Source organism: Treponema lecithinolyticum ATCC 700332 (assembly GCA_000468055.1).
Classification (GTDB): domain Bacteria; phylum Spirochaetota; class Spirochaetia; order Treponematales; family Treponemataceae; genus Treponema_C; species Treponema_C lecithinolyticum.
On sequence record KI260552.1, the window covers coordinates 1 to 22,041 of the forward strand.

20 protein-coding genes are annotated in these 22,041 nt (G+C 36.3%); all 20 read left to right on the top strand.

Annotation, left to right across the window (positions count from 1 at the left end):
• Window positions 1-840: hypothetical protein (locus tag HMPREF9193_RS11230; protein WP_021685981.1), on the top strand; the 840-nt coding region annotated here is incomplete at its 5' end.
• A 14-nt stretch (window positions 841-854) separates the two neighbouring features.
• Window positions 855-2,120, top strand: coding sequence for an ABC transporter ATP-binding protein (locus HMPREF9193_RS10975; protein WP_021685982.1), 1,266 nt, complete (start codon window positions 855-857; stop codon window positions 2,118-2,120).
• Window positions 2,121-2,138: 18 nt separating this feature from the next.
• Complete coding sequence (locus HMPREF9193_RS00050) at window positions 2,139-3,164, top strand: polysaccharide biosynthesis protein (RefSeq protein ID WP_021685983.1); 1,026 nt, start codon at window positions 2,139-2,141, stop codon at window positions 3,162-3,164.
• Window positions 3,161-4,030: a dTDP-4-dehydrorhamnose reductase family protein gene (locus HMPREF9193_RS00055; protein ID WP_021685984.1), complete on the top strand. Its 870-nt coding sequence runs from the start codon at window positions 3,161-3,163 to the stop codon at window positions 4,028-4,030. The genes HMPREF9193_RS00050 and HMPREF9193_RS00055 overlap by 4 nt, the downstream gene beginning before the upstream one ends.
• Entirely contained in the window at window positions 4,027-5,169 is a 1,143-nt protein-coding gene (gene wecB, locus HMPREF9193_RS00060; protein WP_021685985.1) for a non-hydrolyzing UDP-N-acetylglucosamine 2-epimerase, read from the top strand. The genes HMPREF9193_RS00055 and wecB overlap by 4 nt, the downstream gene beginning before the upstream one ends.
• Complete coding sequence (locus HMPREF9193_RS10610) at window positions 5,151-6,086, top strand: glycosyltransferase family 17 protein (RefSeq protein ID WP_021685986.1); 936 nt, start codon at window positions 5,151-5,153, stop codon at window positions 6,084-6,086. Before wecB ends, HMPREF9193_RS10610 begins: the two co-directional genes overlap by 19 nt.
• Window positions 6,087-7,139: a glycosyltransferase gene (locus HMPREF9193_RS00070; RefSeq protein WP_021685987.1), complete on the top strand. Its 1,053-nt coding sequence runs from the start codon at window positions 6,087-6,089 to the stop codon at window positions 7,137-7,139. It abuts the gene before it with no gap.
• On the top strand, window positions 7,120-8,379 hold the full coding sequence (locus HMPREF9193_RS00075) for a glycosyltransferase (RefSeq protein ID WP_021685988.1): 1,260 nt from the start codon (window positions 7,120-7,122) through the stop codon (window positions 8,377-8,379). Before HMPREF9193_RS00070 ends, HMPREF9193_RS00075 begins: the two co-directional genes overlap by 20 nt.
• Before the next feature lie 4 nt (window positions 8,380-8,383).
• Entirely contained in the window at window positions 8,384-9,715 is a 1,332-nt protein-coding gene (locus HMPREF9193_RS00080) for a UDP-glucose dehydrogenase family protein (protein ID WP_021685989.1), read from the top strand.
• Window positions 9,716-9,821: 106 nt separating this feature from the next.
• Window positions 9,822-10,691 (top strand): glycosyltransferase family 10 domain-containing protein, encoded by an 870-nt coding sequence (locus tag HMPREF9193_RS00085; RefSeq protein ID WP_169720440.1) that lies wholly within the window; start codon window positions 9,822-9,824, stop codon window positions 10,689-10,691.
• 19 nt (window positions 10,692-10,710) lie between these two features.
• On the top strand, window positions 10,711-11,661 hold the full coding sequence (locus tag HMPREF9193_RS00090) for a UDP-glucuronic acid decarboxylase family protein (protein ID WP_040847106.1): 951 nt from the start codon (window positions 10,711-10,713) through the stop codon (window positions 11,659-11,661).
• 7 nt (window positions 11,662-11,668) lie between these two features.
• A complete protein-coding gene (locus HMPREF9193_RS00095; RefSeq protein WP_021685992.1) occupies window positions 11,669-12,427 on the top strand; it encodes a glycosyltransferase family 2 protein in 759 nt (252 codons plus the stop codon).
• A gap of 3 nt (window positions 12,428-12,430) precedes the next feature.
• Complete coding sequence (locus HMPREF9193_RS00100) at window positions 12,431-13,510, top strand: glycosyltransferase family 2 protein (protein WP_021685993.1); 1,080 nt, start codon at window positions 12,431-12,433, stop codon at window positions 13,508-13,510.
• A 22-nt stretch (window positions 13,511-13,532) separates the two neighbouring features.
• The gene (locus tag HMPREF9193_RS00105; RefSeq protein WP_021685994.1) at window positions 13,533-14,474 is read left to right on the top strand and encodes a glycosyltransferase family 47 protein; all 942 of its coding nucleotides are present in this window, start codon (window positions 13,533-13,535) and stop codon (window positions 14,472-14,474) included.
• 55 nt (window positions 14,475-14,529) lie between these two features.
• Window positions 14,530-15,405, top strand: a complete 876-nt coding sequence (locus tag HMPREF9193_RS00110; protein WP_021685995.1) for a glycosyltransferase family 32 protein — start codon at window positions 14,530-14,532, stop codon at window positions 15,403-15,405.
• Complete coding sequence (locus HMPREF9193_RS10615; RefSeq protein WP_021685996.1) at window positions 15,402-16,208, top strand: alpha-1,2-fucosyltransferase; 807 nt, start codon at window positions 15,402-15,404, stop codon at window positions 16,206-16,208. The genes HMPREF9193_RS00110 and HMPREF9193_RS10615 overlap by 4 nt, the downstream gene beginning before the upstream one ends.
• Before the next feature lie 9 nt (window positions 16,209-16,217).
• The gene (locus HMPREF9193_RS00120) at window positions 16,218-17,186 is read left to right on the top strand and encodes a polysaccharide deacetylase family protein (protein WP_021685997.1); all 969 of its coding nucleotides are present in this window, start codon (window positions 16,218-16,220) and stop codon (window positions 17,184-17,186) included.
• 19 nt (window positions 17,187-17,205) lie between these two features.
• Entirely contained in the window at window positions 17,206-19,926 is a 2,721-nt protein-coding gene (locus HMPREF9193_RS00125; RefSeq protein ID WP_021685998.1) for a YidC/Oxa1 family membrane protein insertase, read from the top strand.
• Window positions 19,923-20,726, top strand: a complete 804-nt coding sequence (locus HMPREF9193_RS00130; protein ID WP_021685999.1) for a glycosyltransferase family 25 protein — start codon at window positions 19,923-19,925, stop codon at window positions 20,724-20,726. The genes HMPREF9193_RS00125 and HMPREF9193_RS00130 overlap by 4 nt, the downstream gene beginning before the upstream one ends.
• 78 nt (window positions 20,727-20,804) lie before the next feature.
• Entirely contained in the window at window positions 20,805-22,040 is a 1,236-nt protein-coding gene (locus tag HMPREF9193_RS00135) for a CDP-glycerol glycerophosphotransferase family protein (protein ID WP_021686000.1), read from the top strand.
• Window position 22,041: the final 1 nt, after the last annotated feature.

The window sequence follows — 22,041 nt, forward strand, 5'->3', positions numbered from 1 at the left end:
TTTTTGTTATGTTTTTTTACAACTTTAAGCTATGTTTATTCTCCATCTGTAGGTAATAAGGTTGCAGCATATTCCCCCGGTGTAAGTAAACCTTACACTGTACAAAGATTTTCCAGTTGGCTTTATGATACTTTTTTTTATTTTATATGGAATTTTTTTGATTATTTTTCTTTTAAACGCTTACCGTTTATTATTACAGTATCACTTATTGCGGCAATTAAGTTAAACAAACAAAAGTATACCATACATGCTTTTTATCTTGTGCTTCCATATTTTATAGTCACGGTAATGAGTTTTTCCCTCTTTTTTGCAGGTGTTGTACATATAACCGGAAAGATAAGCAGTATTATGATATTCAATTTGATATTGGCAATAAACATGCTTTTTATCTTTACTTACATTTTTCAAAGACTTTTCGTTTTGTTTTCCCGTTTTACTGAAAAATATAATTTAACTGAAAATATAAAAAAAATAACAGATGCGTCTATTCATGAATTGCATACCTATAGCACAAAACTGTATATAATTGTTCCTGCAGTCATTATGCTTTATATTGGTTTTATAGGTATATATAACCAGGGGCTACCTACAAGGCACGCATGGAAAGATGTCGTAAAAGGAACCGCTGCAAGATACAATATTGATGTTTTGGATATATATAACAAGCTTTCACAATCATCTGAAAAAGATGTAACATTAACAAGTATTGAAAATATTCCCGAAACCTTAGTTGTAGATAATTTTTGGTCTGTCGAAAAATATACAATGGTTCCTCAAACTATCGATATGTGTGTTGCGCCTTTTTTTAATAAAAAAAACATTAGGATTATATCTAAATAACTAAAGGAACTACTATGCCAAAAACGATAATAAAGGCCGAACATCTTTCAAAATATTACCGGCTGGGTGTTATAAATAATGGTACCCTCTTCCGCGATATTCAAACATGGCTTGCCTTAAAGCGCGGTAAAGCAGATCCTCATTCGAGAATCGATGAAAATAAATATAGCGGTACCGCTGACGGATTTTGGGCTCTAAAAGATTTAAACTTTGAAATTAAGCAAGGTGACAGAGTCGGTATAATCGGTGCAAACGGTGCCGGAAAATCGACACTGCTTAAAATATTGAGCAGAATAACCGCTCCTACCGAAGGCAAAGTTAAGGTAAAAGGCAGAGTGGCAAGTTTACTAGAGGTCGGAACCGGATTTCACGGTGAACTTACAGGCCGCGAAAACATCTATCTTAACGGCGCAATCCTCGGTATGAAGAAAAAGGAAGTAGACCGCAAGATAGATGAAATTATAAATTTCAGCGGAATCGAAAAACATATCGACACTCCCGTAAAGCGATATTCAAGCGGTATGTATGTTCGCCTTGCATTTGCAGTTGCCGCATATTTGGATTCAGAGATCCTTATTGCAGACGAAGTACTTGCCGTAGGAGATGCAGCTTTTCAAAAAAAAGCCCTCGGTAAAATGAACGAATTGAGTAGAAGTGAAGGAAGAACCGTTTTGTTTGTTAGCCATAACATGGCAGCAGTAAAAGGCTTATGTAGCCAAGGCATCGTTTTAAACCAAGGAATTATAAGTTATAAAGCTGATATTGATTCATGTATAAAACAATATTTAGGCCTTAATTCGGAATCAGCAACGGCATGTTGGAAGGGAAAAAGCGGAGATGAACATTTAGCTATTTTGGAAACAAAGATACTGGATAAATCCGGGCAAGTTGCACAGATATTACACAGAGGAAAACATTACACTTTAGAAATCATATATGAAGTATACAAAAAAAGACTTGATTATGTTTTTTGCCTTGCATTCCACAATGCCTCAGGAACATTATTACTTGAGAGTTCCGCAGTAGAGGCTCTTGCAGATAACCTAGATGATATCTGTAGCACAGGAGTGCACAAGTTAACAGTTTCTCTTGATTCAACTTTATTTGCACAAGGTGAATATCTTGTAAAATATGATTTTGCAATTAGGAGTATTAAAAATATAACTACCGATACTCCTACATTACGATTTTCCGTCGAAAATATTGAGTCTGCAACAAGAACAATTATCCCCCGCCGTTCAAACATTATTTCACCCGAGTGGCAGTGGAAATTTTCATAATTATTAAGAGGAAAAGCTATGACAGTCCTTACAAACAAAACCCTATTGATTACAGGTGGCACCGGCTCATTCGGTCATGCCGTACTTAATCGTTTTTTAAATTCTGATATTAAAGAAATAAGAATATTCAGCCGCGATGAAAAAAAACAGGATGACATGCGGCATAAATTACAAAATGAAAAATTAAAATTTTATATAGGAGATGTAAGAGATAGGAATTCTGTTGATTCTGCAATGCAAGGAGTTGACTTTGTTTTTTCTGCGGCAGCATTAAAGCAAGTGCCTTCGTGTGAGTTTTTCCCTATGCAAGCTGTCTACACCAATATTGAGGGAACAAACAATGTTTTGGAATCAGCAATTTTTTACGGTGTAAAAAATGTAGTTGTATTATCAACAGATAAAGCTTGCTACCCTATTAATGCAATGGGTATGAGTAAGGCACTTATGGAAAAGGTTGCAATCGCAAAAGGACGTTCTCTCGGAAAAAATGCTGTAACAAGAATTTGTTGTACTCGATATGGCAATGTTATGGCAAGCAGAGGCTCTGTTATTCCGCTGTGGATCGAACAAATAAAAAGTAATAAACAAATAACAATAACAGACCCTGCAATGACCCGCTTTATGATGACTCTCGACGACGCTGTTGACTTGGTGCTATATGCATTTAAAAATGGAGAAAATGGCGATCTCTTTGTGCAAAAGGCTCCTGCAACTACTTTGGACGTATTGGCACAATCTTTAAAAGACTTATATAAATCAGATGTTCCAGTAAAAGTTATAGGAACCCGTCACGGTGAAAAACTCTATGAATCGTTAGTTACCCGTGAAGAAATGGCAAAGGCTATTGATATGGGTAATTATTACAGGATTCCATGTGATGAGCGGAACTTAAACTATGATAAATACTTTGTTGAAGGACAACTTGATATGTCTAAAGCTGAAGATTATCATTCTCATAATACATATAGATTATCTTATGAAGAAATGAAAAAATTATTATTAAAACTGGATTGCATAAAAAAGGACTTATCAGGTAATACATGAAAAAAGTGCTTATTTTAGGTGCCGGCGGTATGGCCGGTCACATGGTTTATTATTACCTTGATTCTTTACAAAAATACCGCTTATACACAGTTTGTCATAAAACATCTTTAACTGAACACAGTTATATACTTGATGTTTACAATACAAACAAACTAACCACCTTATTAGTTGATATACAACCGGATATAATTGTAAACTGTATCGGTGTGTTAATAAAAGGGGCAAAAGACTCAACAAAAAATGCCATATATATAAATGCGTATTATCCGCATTTATTATCCGATATTATCAACAAAAATTTACAATCTGCAAAATTAATTCATATCAGTACCGATTGTGTATTCTCTGGTAATAAAGGAGATTATACGATCAATGATAAAAAAGACGCTTTAGACATTTACGGCATAACAAAAAACTTAGGGGAAATTATTAATAAAAAAGATCTAACAATCAGAACATCAATTATAGGTCCAGAATTGAAAAAAAACGGCGAGGGACTTTTTCATTGGCTTTTTTCCAATAAAAAATCAAAAGAACTCACCGGTTATACAAAATCAGTTTGGAGCGGAGTTACAACGCTTGAGCTTGCCAAAGCGATCGATTTTGCAATCACAACGGATTTACGAGGTTTACAACAGCTTTCAAATAATACAAAAATTACAAAATACGAGCTTTTAAAGGTAATAACCGATACCTTTAATTTACAAGTAAAAATAAACCCCATAGACGGAGTCATTTCCGATAAATCGATTATTTCTTCAATATCGGATTATACCGTTCCACCCTATTCTATAATGATACAAGATTTGTACAGTTTTATGAGTAAAAATAAAAAATTGTACACACAATATAAGGAAACATTATGAATACAAAAAAACTTAAAGTTATCACTGTCGTCGGTACACGGCCCGAAATAATACGCTTATCAGTTATAATAAAAAAATTAGATAACTCAAAAAGTATTCAGCACATATTGGTGCATACGGGGCAAAACTATGATTATGAATTAAATGAAATATTTTTTACGGATCTTGATGTACGAAAGCCCGATTATTTTCTAAATGCGGCAAGTACAAATGCGGCAAAAACCATAGGACTTGTTATTGCAAACATTGATGACATTTTAGATAAAGAAAATCCTGATGCTTTTTTATTGCTCGGCGATACAAACAGTGCTCTATGTGCAATTCCTGCGAAAAAGAGGCATATTCCTATTTTTCATATGGAAGCAGGAAACAGAAGTTTTGATCAAAGAGTTCCTGAAGAGGTGAACCGAAAAATTATAGATCATATTAGCGATATTAATATGCCCTACAGTGATATAGCCCGTGAATCACTATTGGCGGAAGGTATTCCATCCGATAGAATAATCAAAACGGGAAGTCCGATGTATGAAGTATTGCAAACGTATAAACCTAAAATACAAAAATCGGATATATTATCAAAACTTCAATTAAAAAAAAATAATTATTTTATTGTATCGGCACACAGGGAAGAAAATATTTCATCCAAAATTCGTTTTAATAATCTATGCACCATTTTAAATCTTATTGCCGAAACATTTAACGTTCCCGTTATTGTTTCAACTCACCCGCGTACACGCAAAATGATTGAAAGTAAAAATACATGTTTTAATCCCCTTGTTCGCTTGGAAAAACCCTTTGCGTTGAGCGATTATTTACATTTGCAGCTTAACGCGAAAGCCGTTTTATCTGACAGCGGTACTATTTCAGAAGAGGCATCAATTTTAGGATTTCCGGCGCTAAATATCAGAGAAGCTCACGAGCGACCGGAGGCAATGGAAGAAGCCTCCGTTATGATGACAGGGCTTAATCCTGAACGGGTTTTACAATGTTTACAACAGCTTGAATATGAAAAAAATAACGGATTTGTATTTAATACCGTCAAAGATTACACGGCACAAAATGTGTCAGATAAGGTCGTACGGATTATTTTAAGCTATACCGATTATGTAAAGCGAACAGTATGGAAAGAATACGAATAAATATACGAAAACTGAAACAGGTTTTAAAACGTATAATGTATAAGGTAAAATCTCTAGCTTATATATATATATATATAAGAACACTTAATATAAAACTACGGAGCTTTTGTAGAAAACGTCAAATATTTGATTGCTTTACTTTTTTCCAAGAACTAGAGTTACTTGATCTAAGATTTTCGGAATACTATGATTGCGTTGACTATTTTGTCATTGTTGAAGCAAAAAAAACTTTTACCGGTAACCCACATGAACCTGTCTTTGAGAAGAATAAAGAGCGTTTTAAAAAATATTTGGATAAGGTTATATATGTACTACTGGATACACTGCCCGAAAACACTCCTGATAATATTTGGATAGCTGAAAGCTTTCAAAGAAATGCAATTTTACAAGGATTGCAAAACAAAGCTAAAATTGGTGATATTGTTTTATTATCGGATATAGATGAATTCTGGAATAAAAATAAGCTGTCCGATTTGCTCGTGGATTTTTACCCGAAAGTCTTTGAACAAAATTTATACTACTATTATGTTAATTTAAAAAGCTATATAAAATGGAGGGGTAGCTGTTATGCGCCTTACGGTCTATTTAAAACAATGCAAGATATGCGTAATTTTGCACGATTTGCCCCAATCGCTAACAACCACATTATAAAAAACGGCGGATGGCACTACACGTATCAAGGCGGCTTAAAAGCAATAAATGCAAAATTAAAAAATCTTAGCGATATTCATACCGTGTATAGTAAAATCGGCAGCGAAGAAGAAATTACAAAAAAGATTAAGGGCGGGAAATGCTTGTGGGATCCCAATACTGAATATCAATATATTGATTACGATAAAGAACGTGAGGGACCTGAATCTATTTCCGAGTTTATCAAAAAATATCCTGCTTTTTATTTACAAAATAAGGAGAGATAAATGTTACAGGATTTTCAACCTCTCGTTTCTATAGTAATACCCGTATATAATGGCAGTAATTATATGCGGGATGCTATAGATTCTGCATTGGCGCAAACTTATAAGAATATCGAAATCATAGTCGTCAATGACGGCTCTACCGACAACACTGATGAAATTGCAAAATCATACGGGGATAAGATACGATATTTTTCAAAAGAAAACGGTGGCGTTTCAACAGCGCTGAATCTTGCCATAGAAAATATGAATGGCGAATATTTTTCATGGCTTTCGCACGATGATATGTATTTGCCAAAAAAAATTGAAAGTCAAATCAATATACTGAAGACCTTAGAAGATAAAAAAACAATTATTTACGGTGGCTATAAATATATTGATGAAAAAGGAAAATCTTTAGACAAAGTATGTCTTGAAAATGAGTTTTCTTTAGACGACTTAAATAAACCTTTATTTGCATTGTTTTTACATAAAATATCGGGTTGTACACTTTTAATTAATCGAATACATTTTCAAAAAATAGGTTTATTTGATAAAAAACTAAAGACAACGCAAGATTATGACCTGTGGTTCAAAATTCTAAATCAAAATAAAATACAATATGACGCACACTGTTTAACGCTTTCTCGGATTCATAAAAATCAAACAGGAAAAATGGAAAGCCAACTGGTCTACAATGAAGAATCACAGCTTTGGAAATATATGATTGAATCGGTTTCTATTAAAAACCTTGTAGAAACCTTTACAGATTATACTGCTTTGTGCAAAATGTTATATGTGAGGTTTATGGATAAACCACTTGTTTTAACTGCACTTACTCATAAATATACTGAATGTGTCGGTTTTGCCAAAAACATCACATATGAAGAAGTTGTTCACCGTCTTGCAATACAATACTTTGATCTAGAAGAAACATACTCGCAACTTCTTAATCAAAGTATAAAAAAAAGAATTAAAAATTTGTTGACTGATATAATAAAAAAAATCATCACAAAAACTATTCTATTGAACAAAAGCAAAAACAAACGAAACAGCTATGAACATCCTTCTCCTTAACTATATGGACGCAGGCGGTGGTGCTGCTATTGCCGCATATCGTCTTGCCCATGCGCTTCACGATGCGGGGCATCAAGTTACCCTCGGTGTAGTAGATAAAAGAACAGATTCTTTTATCATAAAAGATTTATCTTTTGCAAAAAGTTTTTTTCAAAAAGTGCAAAAAAAACTCTGTTCAAAATATGAATATCTTTTAACTAAGCAGTTTAAAAGCTCAAATAAAATACAACATTCACTGAATTATTGTTCAAAAATAAAAATCGACGATATAAATAAAAGCGATTATGATATCGTACATTTGCATTGGATTAATGATAATATGATATCCATAAAAGATATTGCACGCATTAGCAAACCACTCGTATGGACAATGCATGATTCGTGGCCGTTTTGCGGAGCTGAACACCATCCGAATATTTTAGAAGGCGATGATCGTTTTATGGTAGGATATACGACCAAAAACAAACCGAAGACGACGCATGGTTTTGATCTGTGCAAAATGGTATATAACAGAAAAAAAAGATATTTGCAAAAACTTCCAATACATTTTATTGCACCCAGTCAATGGGAAGGCGTTTGTCTAAAAAAGAGTGCATTATTTAAACATCATAAGTGTACAGTCATTCCTAATATCATAGATAGGGAGATTTTTTATCCTAGAGATGATAAAAATATTATAAGAAAAGTCTTTAATATTCCACTTGATAAAAAAATAATCGGGTTTGGAGCTGCATACGATGTCGATAATCCTTTGTCATTAAAAGGGGGACAGTATCTTATTAAAGCCTTAAAAAAAATACAGAACCCTAAAGATTATTATCTTGTTATTTTCGGTCCTGCAAATCAAACTTTTACAACTGAAGTTAAAATACCTGCTTTTTACACCGGCTACATTGCTTCTCCCGTAATACTTGCAACTATTTATAATTGCTGTGATACTTTTGTATGCCCTTCGGTGATTGAAAGTTTCGGATACACATGCCTTGAATCTATTTGTTGTGGAGTCCCTGTTGTAGCTTTTAATACGGGCGGCATTCCCGATATAGTCGAGCACAAGTATAACGGCTATTTAGCGACACCTTTTAGCACAGATGATTTACATAGCGGAATAATGTATGCATTTTATAATTTAAAGAACTTATCGAAAAACTGCATAAAAAAAGTTGAAAATGATTTTGACATAAAAAATACCGTTCAAAAACATATTGAAGTATATAAAAAGACATTATGCAAGGAGTAACTATATGACTATCTCAATTATCGGAACCGGTTATGTCGGCTTGGTTACCGGAACTTGTTTTGCCGAAATGGGCAATACAGTCTATTGTATAGATATAGACAAAACAAAAATCGAAAACTTAAAAATGGGCATTCTTCCTATTTACGAGCCGGGATTGGAAGAAATGGTTGTCAAAAATTATAACGAAGGACGCCTGCACTTCACTACTGACTATGATCAAGCGGTACCTCAGTCAAAAATATGCTTTATCGCGGTCGGTACCCCTCCGGGCGAAGACGGTTCGGCAGATGTCAGCTATGTGCTTGCTGCTGCGCGCAGTATTGCACAACACATAAAAGAATACACGATCATAGTAGATAAATCGACTGTTCCGGTCGGTACCTCCGAAAAAGTTCGGAATGCAATACAAAAGGTACTTGACGAGCGCAATGTTAAAATTAACTTTGATGTTGTGTCTAACCCCGAATTCTTAAAAGAGGGCGTTGCCGTCGAAGACTTTTTGCGCCCGGATAGAGTGGTAATCGGAACGGATAATGAACAAGCGCGCAGCATTATGCAAGAACTGTATGAGCCTTTTGTGTCGAATGGACATCCGCTTTTAGTTATGGATATAAAATCGGCAGAAATTACAAAATATGCGGCAAATGCAATGCTTGCAACACGTATCAGTTTTATGAACGAAATAGCAAAACTGTGCGACACGCTCGGAGGAGACGTAAAAGCTGTTAGGCAGGGAATCGGAGCCGACAGTAGAATCGGTATGAGTTTTTTATATGCAGGATGCGGCTACGGCGGCTCGTGTTTTCCCAAAGATGTAAAAGAATTAATTGCCGTAGGCAGGCGCAACAGTATCGACATGAAAATCGCCCAAGCAGTTGAAGAAGTAAACGAAGCGCAAAAATATATTCTTGTACAACAGATTATCAAAAAATATGGAGAAGATTTAAGTGGAAAAACGTTTGCCTTATGGGGTCTTACCTTTAAACCGCAAACGGATGATATGCGGGAGGCACCGTCAATCATTATTATAAACGAGTTGGTTAAGCGCGGCGCACACATACGCGCTTACGACCCTGAAGCGTATCAAACGGCACAACATTATTTAAATCATATTGCCTCCTCATCTCTTTTTTACGAAAAGGACATGTGGACGCCGCTTGATAACTCCGATGCGCTTATTTTAGTTACCGAATGGAAACAATTCCGTCAGCCCGATTTTGGCAAAATCAAGCAATCTCTTAAAGCTCCCGTTATTTTTGACGGACGCAATCAGTACAGCATAACGATGATGAAAGAACTTGGAATAGAATATCACTGTATCGGAAGAAATGTATAATATGCTTAAAAGGCTGTGCAATTTTTTTTTATCATGTCTTTGTTATTTTAAAGAAGCATGCGTTTCCATCTTTGATAGACGTAAACGTTATAATTTTGTAAATTTTATGCATGAAGATAAAAAGTGGTATGAATCATTTTTATTTAATAAATGTCTACCGGATCCAGAAAATTGGAGACTTTCACAATTTAATCCACATTTGGAATATTATTCGGTTTTTGGCATTAGAAAGAAAATGCTGCGTTCAAAAGCCCCTTGTAAGGTATTTTGGACAGGAGAAGATACTCAATGTAATTTTCCGGAATACCGCGATAATTGCGTAAACGACTGTACTATTTCACTCGGCTTTGATTTTGATGACAGTCATAACTATCTGCGCTATCCGCTGTGGCTTTTATACTATTTTGGTTTTTCTTTAGATAAAGATAAAATAGCGGAACAAGTTACATCATTCAATAGACGTAATAGCGCCTTTGATGATAAAAAAAATAAATTTTGTGCAATGATTGCCCGGCATGACAGAAATGGTATACGAAAACAAATTATAGATGTGCTTTCTGTAGTCGATACGGTTTCTTGTCCGGGCGCGGCATATCACAATGATAATGAACTAATCGAAAATTATCATGATCAAAAAGTTGAATATCTTAAAGGTTTTAAATTCAATATTTGTCCCGAAAACACTTCCACAAAGGGTTATGTTACTGAAAAATTATTTCAAGCTTTTGATGCAGGCTGTATTCCCATTTATTGGGGAGGGGACTGTGTGCCGGAAAGTGAAGTCATCAATCCTAAATCGTATATACTTTACGACGGTACCTCCGATATAATATGCACCGTGAAACGGCTATATACCGATCCGCACGCATATTCGGAATTTAAAAAAGAAAAACCGTTATTGGATTCTGCGGTAGATTATATTTATAGTACGAATAAAAAACTCAAAGAATTATTTAATAGATATATATCGGTATAATAAATGGAGTTAAATTTATATGACTTATTCCTCTGATTCAAAAACAATACTTGTTACCGGCGGTGCAGGATTTATCGGTTCACACTTATGCGCGCGTTTGCTTGAACAAAACCACCGCGTTATTTGTATGGACAACTTTTTTACCGGTTCAATCGATAACGTAAAAAACTTGCTGGCAAATCCCAAGTTTTCGATCATAACGCATGATGTTACCCTGCCCTATAGCTTTTACGTGGATGAAATCTACAACCTTGCTTGCCCTGCTTCTCCGCCGCATTATCAGAGGGATCCCGTTGCAACATTTAAAACCGGAATTTTCGGTGCGTTAAACGCTTTGGACTTGGCAACAAAGTGGAATGCAAAAGTACTGCAAGCTTCTACCTCTGAAGTATACGGCGATGCGCTTGTGCACCCGCAAAACGAAGCATACTGGGGAAACGTAAATCCCTGCGGAATTCGCAGCTGTTATGACGAAAGTAAGCGCGGGGCAGAAACGCTTTTTTTTGATTATTTTCGCCGGTATAACACACGGATAAAGGTTATACGCATATTTAACACCTATGGACCGAATATGAATCCTGAAGACGGCCGTGTGGTCAGTAATTTTATTATGCAAGCATTGCGCGGCGAAGATATTACCGTTTATGGTGACGGCAAGCAAACGCGCTCTTTTTGTTACGTCGGCGATTTGGTAATGGGTATTATGTCGGTAATGAACAGTCCTGACAATTTTACCGGTCCCGTTAATTTGGGAAATCCGGGAGAATTTACTATGCTGGAATTAGCTGAAAAAGTGATAGCCCAAACAAAAAGTACATCGCGTATTGTATTTCGCCCTCTTCCGCAAGACGATCCCAAACAGCGACGACCAGATATAACAAAGGCAAAAACTGAGCTCAACTGGCAGCCACTGACACAACTGGATGAGGGTTTAAAGCTGACGATAGACTATTTTAGGAAATTTGTATAAAAGTTTTATGGCGATTCAAAACAAACAAAATAAAGATACACCGCTTCTTTCCATTGTAACAATAAACCGCAATAATGCAACAGGTTTGCGCAAAACAATTAAAAGCGTTGTAACTCAAACTGCTGCCGATTTTGAGTATATTATCATAGACGGCGCATCAACAGATGAAAGCGTCGCCGTTATAAAAGAATATGCGGAACATCCTATTTACGGAAAAAAAATTAGCTACTGGATAAGTGAACCTGATACGGGCATTTATAATGCCATGAACAAAGGTTTACGCAAAGCTCGTGGCAGTCTTACCGCTTTAGTAAACTCTGGTGATTGGTATTTACCGAATGCCCTTTCGATGATATACGAGTTGCATAAAAATAATCCCGATTCTATTTTATATGGCGCCTTAAAAGCTTATGAAAATGGAAAGTTCCAATCCGTTTGGGGAACGAGTGCCGACTTTTTACCGAAAGAAATGATTCCTCATCTATCAACCTTTGTTCCGAAAAATATCTATGAAAAATACGGTTACTATGATGAGTCGTATAAAATTGCAGGGGACTATGACGCGTTTTTAAGATTTTATACTCAAAATGTTGATTTTCAATTCATTGATAAAATAATATGCAATTTTAATTTGGAAGGAATCAGCCAAACAGATTCACTTGTGCGCTATGAAACGGCACAAATACAAAAAAAATATGGTTTTTATGTATGTCCGACATTCAAACAAAAAACTGTTAATTTAATAAAAAAAATTCTTCGCTGGTAACCTATGCACGATAAAATAACGGTTATTATAACTATCCGCAACAGAGATACCCTGCGTATAGAAAAACAAATTAACTCGATACGCAGTGCAGGTGCAACACCCGTTTTCCATATTGTAGATTACGGTTCAGATGAGTTTTACACAAAACAATATTCCGACCTTTGCACAAAACATAATTTGCAATATACACATATCTATGCTGAAGGTTTACCATGGAATAAGTGCAGGGCGTTAAATTACGGTGCAAAAATCGCAAAAACACCTTTTATTGTAACAACCGATGCCGATATGCTTTATGAAAGCAATCCTTTTCAATACTGCCTCGACAATTATCAAGACAAAGCAATGTACCACATGGAAACCTATTGGCTTCCTAAAAACGGCGATAAAAGGAAAAGCATTTATGCAGGTCACGGGAATTCCGGTGGCTTTCAGTTTATAGATCGCAGAGCTTTTGACGAAATTGGCGGGTACGATGAGCGAATGCTGTATTGGGGACTTGAAGATCTTGATTTTCCCGACCGATTAAAAAAAATCGGCTACACACAGCTGTGGCTTCCCGATACTTTTAAACTGTATCACCAATGGCATCCGGTAAGCGAAGCGAACTGCAAAAGACCCCAAACAGCTACAATCAACACATTGAAATGTGCATGGAAAAATCAATTAAACCCCGTCATAAACCAAGACTGGGGTAAAACACTTACCGAAAAAGATAGACCCATCCTTGCCGAATTAAAAAAAATAACTTCTACAAATACTGATACAGCGTGCTGTATGAATTTAGCGGTAAGCATACTTAATGATTGGCAAGCCGCAGATATTGTATTAAATACACGCCATAAAGGATTGGTAAAAATTGTACTCGGTCCGCGTTTAAAAAAACGGCCTCTTGATTGTCTTAGAAACCCTATGAAAGTAATGTTAAAGCCCTTTACCGCGTTAACCGGAAATACGGTTATTTCAAATATAAACGGCAACTTCGATATTTTATACGAAATGTTGCCTTTACTTTTGGACAACGGATTACTTGACTATTACATTGCAAATGATTTGTCATATGCATATTTATTGTGGAGTTAAATTTACATAAAACGGTAAAAAAATGTCTTTAAAATTTCATATTCAAAATATTCCGTTTGAAATCGAACATGAGTTCTTTTTTAGATGGAACAAACTTTTCAAGCGCAGACCTTCAAGTGCTCCATTTTTAAGCGGTGACACATATCGCGCATGGTGCGATGTCTTGTATGATGATACGTGCCTGTGCACGGCAGATGATATTTTTGAAAAAGCAAAAGTTTTTGTCAGTTCCTGGCTTTTAGATGATTTTGTACAAAAAATTTTACCTGTAGTAAAACATTCATTTATTCTGATTACTCATCAAGGAGATCCGAATATTACGGATTCCGATTTTCACCGCCGTATTGCCAATGACACAAAAATTATACATTGGTTCGCACAAAACTGTATGCTGGAACATCATAAAGTTACACCGCTTCCTATCGGACTGGAAGATAGATGGTGCCATAATGCCGGAGCTCTTACTGATTTTAAAAAGTTTATAAAAAATAAAAAAAAGAACGCTCAGCGCTCCTGTACGGCAGACAATACCGGCGAGCGAAAAGCTGAAATTCTCTTAGGTTTTTCATTGGGAACAAATCCCGACAGCCGTTTTAAATGCTACCGCGCTTTATGGGGTAAACCCTTTGTGCATGAAATATACAATGCCCTCAATGCGCACTTATACCGTAAGATGTTACAGCGCTCACTGTTTGTTGCCTCCCCTGCAGGCAACGGGTTGGACTGCCACCGTACATGGGAAGCTTTGTATTTACAAACAATTCCCATTGTTGAAGATAATTATATGAACCGCTTTTTTGCTTCTCTCGGGCTGCCGCTTTTATGCATAAAAGATTGGAATGAATGTAAAGATTGGACCGAAGATTTTCTTAAAGACACATACAAACGCATTATGCAAAAGGCGGACTTTTCTGCTTTATACAGCGCTTGGTGGAAGGATAAAATACAGGCTGAACGGCTGTAATCTTTTTACATTACCATGTAAATTACTAACCGGCTTATAACTGAGGAAAATATATATGACTTACGATGAATTTTCTCAAACAGATTTTTTTAAACATTGCGATTTTATTCCCAATTTTGAACAAAAAATGACAGAACCTGAAAACTGGAACTATCTTGCAAAACGCTTTGACGTATGGCGCACAAAATATGAAAACACAAAGATTGAACACGCTATTCCTCATAAAATTCATCAAATATGGATAGGCAGCGATTTACCCGAAAAATATTATGACTGGTGCAACAGCTGGAAAAAATTGAATCCAGAATGGGAGTATAAACTTTGGCAGGAGCAGGATATTCTTGACTTACTGGATGGACCGATAAAGTCGATATTTTTAAAGTCAAAAAATTTCGGTGCAAAAAGCGATATCGCACGATATGTAATCTTACAAAAAGAGGGAGGCGTGTACTGCGATACTGACTTTGAATGTATAAAGCCTTTGGAGAAAATTACCGAAACATGTACAATGTTTGCGGGAATTATTTTTTCAGAAAAACCGGAAATTGCAAACGGAATCATAGGAACAACTCCCGCTCATCCCTTCCTGTCAGTCATACTTGAAGAGCTCAAAAAACCGGTTTTATCCAAAGATACCGATACAATACTCAGTGTAACAGGGCCTGCTTTTTTGACACGAACTATATTAAAAAATAAAGGCAAGGTACTGGAAACGGATGTGGTTTTCCCGACGCATTATTTTTATCCTTTTCCTAACTTTTGCAGAGAAGAAAGAATCTATTTAAAAGAGCTTAAAAAAAAATATATTAAAGATTGTACATACGGTATACACTATTGGGAAATCAGCTGGTTTGATGATTCTTTTGGAGCATGGCTTGAACGCAAAATACTGCGCCTCATGCGTAGACTGGGATTAAAACGCAAGGTATGAAAAAAACAGTGTATATAAAGCTGTTTGCGGGTTTAGGCAATCAGCTTTTTCAATATGCATACGGACAATATTTAGTGCAACAAGGATATGCTGTTCGCTATATTTTAAATAGGAGTCCGTCCGATTTACTTTCCGTTTTTTGTGTAGATGATTCACGCCGCTCACTTATATGTGCCCCGCGAGGTGCTTCAAAAAAAGCGCTGCTTTTTATAAAAAAACTGATAGCAAAATTTGTAATAAGGGATTACCGTACAGGTTTTTATCAACAAGCTTTTTACAGCGATTGTTTTAAAGAAGAACCCTTAGGCAAACTGGGTCTTTCTTTTTTGCACGAAGCAGAGTATATGCATACCCCTGAATATAAAGATATACACTCCTGTACCGCCGTGTCCCTCCATATCAGAGGGGGAGACTATTTGCAAGAACCATCTTACGCAGGAGTTTGCACAGCAGAATATTATAAAAATGCCGTGCGCTATATAAAACGGCATATTCCGGATACAGTTTTTTTTATTTTTACAAACGACAAGCAATATGCACAAAACACTCTTCAGTGCTTACTAAAAACCGATTTAAAATCTGTACGCTTTATTTTTAACAGCGTTTTTGACGGTGATCCGGGCTTTGACCTTTTTTTAATGAAAAGTTGTAAACATCATATTATAGCAAATTCGACGTTCAGCTGGTGGGGCGCTTTTTTGAATAACAAAACGGACAAAATTGTTGTTGCCCCTAAAAACTGGACAAACAATGGTGATGAGGACACAATTAATATCTGTGCCGATAATTGGATAAGGATATAAACAATTCTAATGAATACCGTACAAAAAATCAAAAAACTTATAAAAAAAATTCCCGGCGTAAAACGGCTCTTGCACTTACGCTATCTTTTACTCTATGAAAAACCGGGATTTGGAACCGTATATATGCTGCACAGGGTTTGTCCGCACAATCCTAAAGCCCTGCATCCGAATGAAATCCTAAAAATAAGTCCTGAATTTCTTGAAAAATTTATTATAAAAAAACAAAAAAAATATGATTTTATAAGTCTTGATTGTCTTGCCGAAATCATTCACTCTGGTATAAAACCCGAACGCCCCTTTATTTGTTTTACGCTCGATGACGGTTATAAAGATAACCTTGAATACGCAGCCCCTATTTTTGAAAACTATAAGGTGCCCTATGCAATTTACGTTACAACTTGTTTTCCCGATAAAACCGCATTTTTATGGTGGTTTATACTGGAAGATATTATAATAAAAAATTCTTCAATAAAACTTTCAAATGGCACAGTGTTTTCCGCTAAAAATAAAGAGCAAAAAGAAGAGGCTTTTTTAGACATTAGAGCATTTCTATTAAGCAATTCACAAAAAGAATTTAAAAAAGATTTTTATTCACTTTTGTCAAATTATACAGCTGATATCCATATCGATTTGGATAAGTATCTACTTTCGTGGAGCGATATCCGCAAGATGTCAGATTCGCCTTTATGTACCATTGCAGCTCATACAAAAAATCATTCGGCATTGGCTCAACTTGATGAAAAGACGGCTCTTGATGAAATTATGCAGGGAAAAACTGAATTGGAAAACAAAATAGGCAAACCTGTTTTACATATGGCATATCCGTATGGTTCGCCCGCCGAAGTATCACAGCGCGAATACGCTTTGGCAAAAAAATGCGGTTTTAAAACCGCAGCGCTTTCTTATGGCGGAAATTTTAGACAGCTAAATAGCTGTAATCTTTTTACATTGCCGCGTAAATTATTGAGCGATTTATAATTGCAGGTCTTATATTAAGATGGATTTTTTTATGCTGTATCATCTGTTTATTTACCCTATAGAACTGATACTTCAAGGTTTCTATAGTTTTTTTGTTCTCTACTTTAACAATCACGGCTTTGCCGTTATAGGTGTGAGCTTAGCAGTCAGTATTTTTACTTTGCCCTTATACAATATTGCTGAAAGATGGCAAAAAATTGAACGGGATACGCAACTTGCCATGCAGCCCAAAATCAATAAAATTAAATCAGTTTTTAAAGGCGATGAACGGTACATGATATTGTCAACTTACTATCGTCAACAGCGCTATCATCCTGCCTTTGCTTTACGTTCTTCAATAAGCCTTTTAATTCAAGTACCATTTTTTATCGCCGCATACCATTTTTTATCCCACTATCGCTTTATAGAGCCGTTAACCAATTCAAACATTTGCCCTTTTTTGTTTATTCCGGATTTAAATAAACATGACACTCTTTTTTCAATCGGAAGTATCCCCATACATCTTTTGCCGATAATAATGACGCTTATAAATATTATTGCAGGAACTATATATACAAAGGGTTTCCCGGTTAAAGAAAAAATACAGTTGTATACAATGGCAGCGCTTTTTTTAGTCTTGCTGTATAATTCTCCCTCCGGACTTGTACTGTACTGGACGTGTAACAATATTTTTTCGCTTATAAAGCATTGCTTAAAAAAAACAAAACAACCGTCTTTTATTTTTTATATCATAAGTACTGCAGTATCAGTTACTGCTGCTTTTTGGATCCTGACTTTTACCAATAAAACAATAGTAAAAAAAATTATAATATGTTGTATTAGCATTATTATTGTATTAGTACCGTTTTGGAAATATTTGATTTTACGTTTTTTTTATCCGCGTTTAAAAGCCATTGAACAAAAACCTAAAAAAAGAACAGCTTTATTTATCATCTGTATGTGTGCACTCTTTTTACTCAGCGGCTTTTTTATTCCGTCTGCACTTGTTTCCACATCAGCGCAAGAATTTTCTTTTATTGACGAGTATACAAATCCACTACAATTAATGTTATTCCCTCTTATACAGGCAGCAGGATTTTTTTTACTGTGGGGAACTTTACTGTATGCACTTTTTTCCAACAAGGTAAAAACCGTGCTGACATACGCAGCAGCAGTTTTTTTATCTTGGGCATTAATCAATGTTTTTATTTTTACGGGAAACTACGGCACTGTTTTATCAAATCTACATTTTACATCCGGCATTTTAAAAATGCCACATCTACATATATTACTTATAGATACCGCAATTTTTACCCTCTGTGCTTTGTTGATTTTAGTACTGTTTAGATACATACCCTTAAAATTTATTATTCCGGTTTTTGCTATAGTGAATTTTTCGCTTTTATTTTCAGGCATGTACAATTACGGCAAAATCGAAAAAACGTATACGACATATGCAAAAGCAGTAGTTAAAGCAAATGGTTCTATTGCTCCCTCCAATAGTGTTACGCCGGTATTCCATCTTTCAAAAACAAAACAAAATGTTATTGTGCTGATGATTGACCGCGCCATCAGTTCTTTTGTTCCGTCTATTTTTAATGAGCTTCCTAAAACTGCTGCACAGTTTAAAGGCTTTGTATGGTACCCAAATACGGTAACAACAAACGGTCACACAATGATGGGATCCCCGCCCCTATACGGCGGTTACGAATACACACCTGAAAAAATAAACGCGCGCTCCGACGAACCTTTGGTCAAAAAACACAACGAAGCCTTGTGCGTTATGCCGCGCCTTTTTTCTGAACACGGTTTTAATACAGTTGTTACAGATGCTTCATGGGCGAATTACAGTTTGGTACCGGATAACAGTATATTTTCACAATGGCAAAATGTTACAGCACAAAACTTAAGCGGCGTATACACATATTTATGGAATAAAGAAAACGACATTGTTTTAGTAAAACAAAGCAGCATCTTAAAACGCAATTTTATCTTTTTTTCTTTTTTTAGAATGACCCCTCCGTTTTTGCGCGGCGGTGTATACGATGACGGTAAATGGTGGGACCCCGAAGCAGGAAATTCAGGACTCGAAAATATTATCAATTTATATTCCGTTTTAGATTATCTTCCCCGATTAACCGATTTTACTTCGGATACAAATACGTTTTGTTGTATTGTAAACGAACTGACACACGAAAACGAATACTTGCAATATCCGGAATACAAGCCGGTAACAACAATTACCAATGTCGGTATAAATCCGTTTTCGAATACAGTGCAACATCAAATATACCACGTAAATGCCGCCGCATTAAAACTGCTGGGAAAGTGGTTTGAGTATTTACAGCAAAACGGCGTATATGACAATACTAAAATAATTATTGTATCGGATCACGGAACAAATGAGCGCTTCCCGGCATTCGAGCATTTCCCGCAAACGGGAAACATGTATCCTGGGCAAGCAAATGCGCTCCTTATGGTAAAAGATTTTAATGCCGATTTCCCGCTTAAAACAGACACAACTTTTATGACTAATGCCGATGTTCCTTTTTTAGCCGCACAAGGCAGTATTCAAAATCCGATCAATCCGTTTACGCAACAGCCAATAACTGACGGCGGTAAAAAAGACGGCTTTGATTTTTATGTAACTCACCGGTATGTTCCCGAAGCCCATAATAAAAATACTTTTATTTTAGACGATGAACTGTGGCATGTAAAAAAAGATATTTTTAAACCTGAAAACTGGAGTCACATAAAATGAATGCACAGGTAAATAGAGATATTTCGATTTTTGTTATCAGTTTACCGCAAGCAAAAGAACGCCGTTCGTTTATGAAAAGGCAGCTTGAGAATTTACATTTACACTTTGAATTTATCGATGCCTTTATCGGAAAAGAGTATACCGATAATCCTGCTTATTATAACGAAAAAAAAGCGCTAAAAGCTGAAGGAAGAAAACTGACTGCCGGCGAAATCGGATGCGCTTTAAGCCACAATGCGGTATACCGTTTAATTGTTGAGCGCTCTCTTCCCTATGCATTGATATTGGAAGACGATGCAATTATTTCGTCCGACTTACCTGTTCTATTGCAAGCGCTTATCCCCCATTTATGCGGCAAAAATATTATAACACTTGAACGCTGCGATATATATAAAAAGTCGAGTGCTATTCCTTTGGTAAAAGGTTATTCGCTGGTCAGCCCGCGGTTTATAAAAGAGGGGTCTATTGCGCAAGCGGCAGGCTACCTGATAACTGGCGAAGCTGCCGCAGCTATTCAACATATAAATTGTCCCGTATACTTTCCGGCAGATAATTGGGGATATTACAAAAAGTATGTGTTCTTTTTCGGTCTTATTCCTTCACAAACATGTATACGGCAAAACACTGATTTTAAAAGCTCGACTTTAATGAATAATGGAAAGCGGAATTTCACTTCAAATGGTATATGCACTTACATAAAGCATGGCTTTTTTACTTATACTTTTATAGGACGCATAATATATAAAATACTTCATCCTTTATATATAAAATTAAAAGATTATAAAACTGCATCAAAATGATGTACAGTGCATAGGAGACACATATAAGTGAATATACAGTGTATATCACCCCTTTACATAGATCCGGGAACGGGCAGCATGCTTTTTTCGGTATTGTTGGGACTTTCTGCAACTTTATACTTTGTCGGCAAAGCGGCCCTTATCAAACTCAAATTTTTAATCGGCGGTAAAAAAAACGGTGCACAAGTTACAAATTCAAACGCAGGCATAGTTCTTTTTTGTGAAGGTCCTCAGTACATAAACTTGTTTTTGCCCGTGCTTGAAGCATGCGAAAAACAAAAAATTCCGATAACATATTACACCGGAGCCGAGCATGATCCGGCATTGCAAACGCCGTACACGTATGTAAAAAGCGAATATATCGGTCAAGGGAATACGGCTATTGCGCGCTTAAACTTTTTGCAAGCCGACGTTTGTCTTATGAGTACTCCGGGATTGGATGTGTACCAGCTTAAACGGTCAAAAGGCGTAAAGCACTATTCGCATATTTTACATGCCCCCAGCGATGCTACTATGTATCGAATGTTCGGCCTTGATTACTTCGATTCGGTACTGCTAACAGGAGACTATCAAAAAAAAGATATACGCTTACTCGAACAGCTTCGCCGCATACCGGAAAAAGAGTTAGTAACTGTCGGTTGTCCGTATTTGGACGTACTGCAGCAAAAGATTGAAGCGCTTAAGCAGCACAAAGCCGTTGCGCATGAGACCAAAAACAAAGCGCAAAACCTTACCGTCCTCGTATCACCCAGTTGGGGAAAAAGCGCGCTATTAAGCCGTTACGGAGAAAAACTGTTGGATCCGCTCGTTAAAACCGGTTTTCATATCATAGTGCGACCGCATCCGCAGTCTAAAAAGTCCGAAGCTGTCCTGCTGGAAGGTTTGGAAAAACGCTACAAGAATACGGCAAATCTTGAATGGAATTACCAAAGCGATAACATTAACGCCCTGTCGCGCGCCGATATAATGATTTCCGACTTTTCCGGCATTATTTTCGACTATGCGTTTTTGCGAGAAAAACCTTTTTTATACATAAATGAAGATATCGATATCCGCCCCTACGATGCCGGTGATTTAGCCGAAACGGAGCCTCCGATCGAAGCGTGGCAGTTTTCGGTGCTGCCGACAATCGGGAAAAAACTAAGTGAAGCAGATTTTACCGATATGGGCACGGTTATTTCGGACTGTGTAAATAACGCCGATTATAAGGCGGGACAAAAAAAAGCCAAAGAAACGGCATGGATGTATCAAGGAGAAGGCGGAAAACGTGTTGCCGAATTTTTAATAAATAAACAACGCGACATTCAAAAATAAC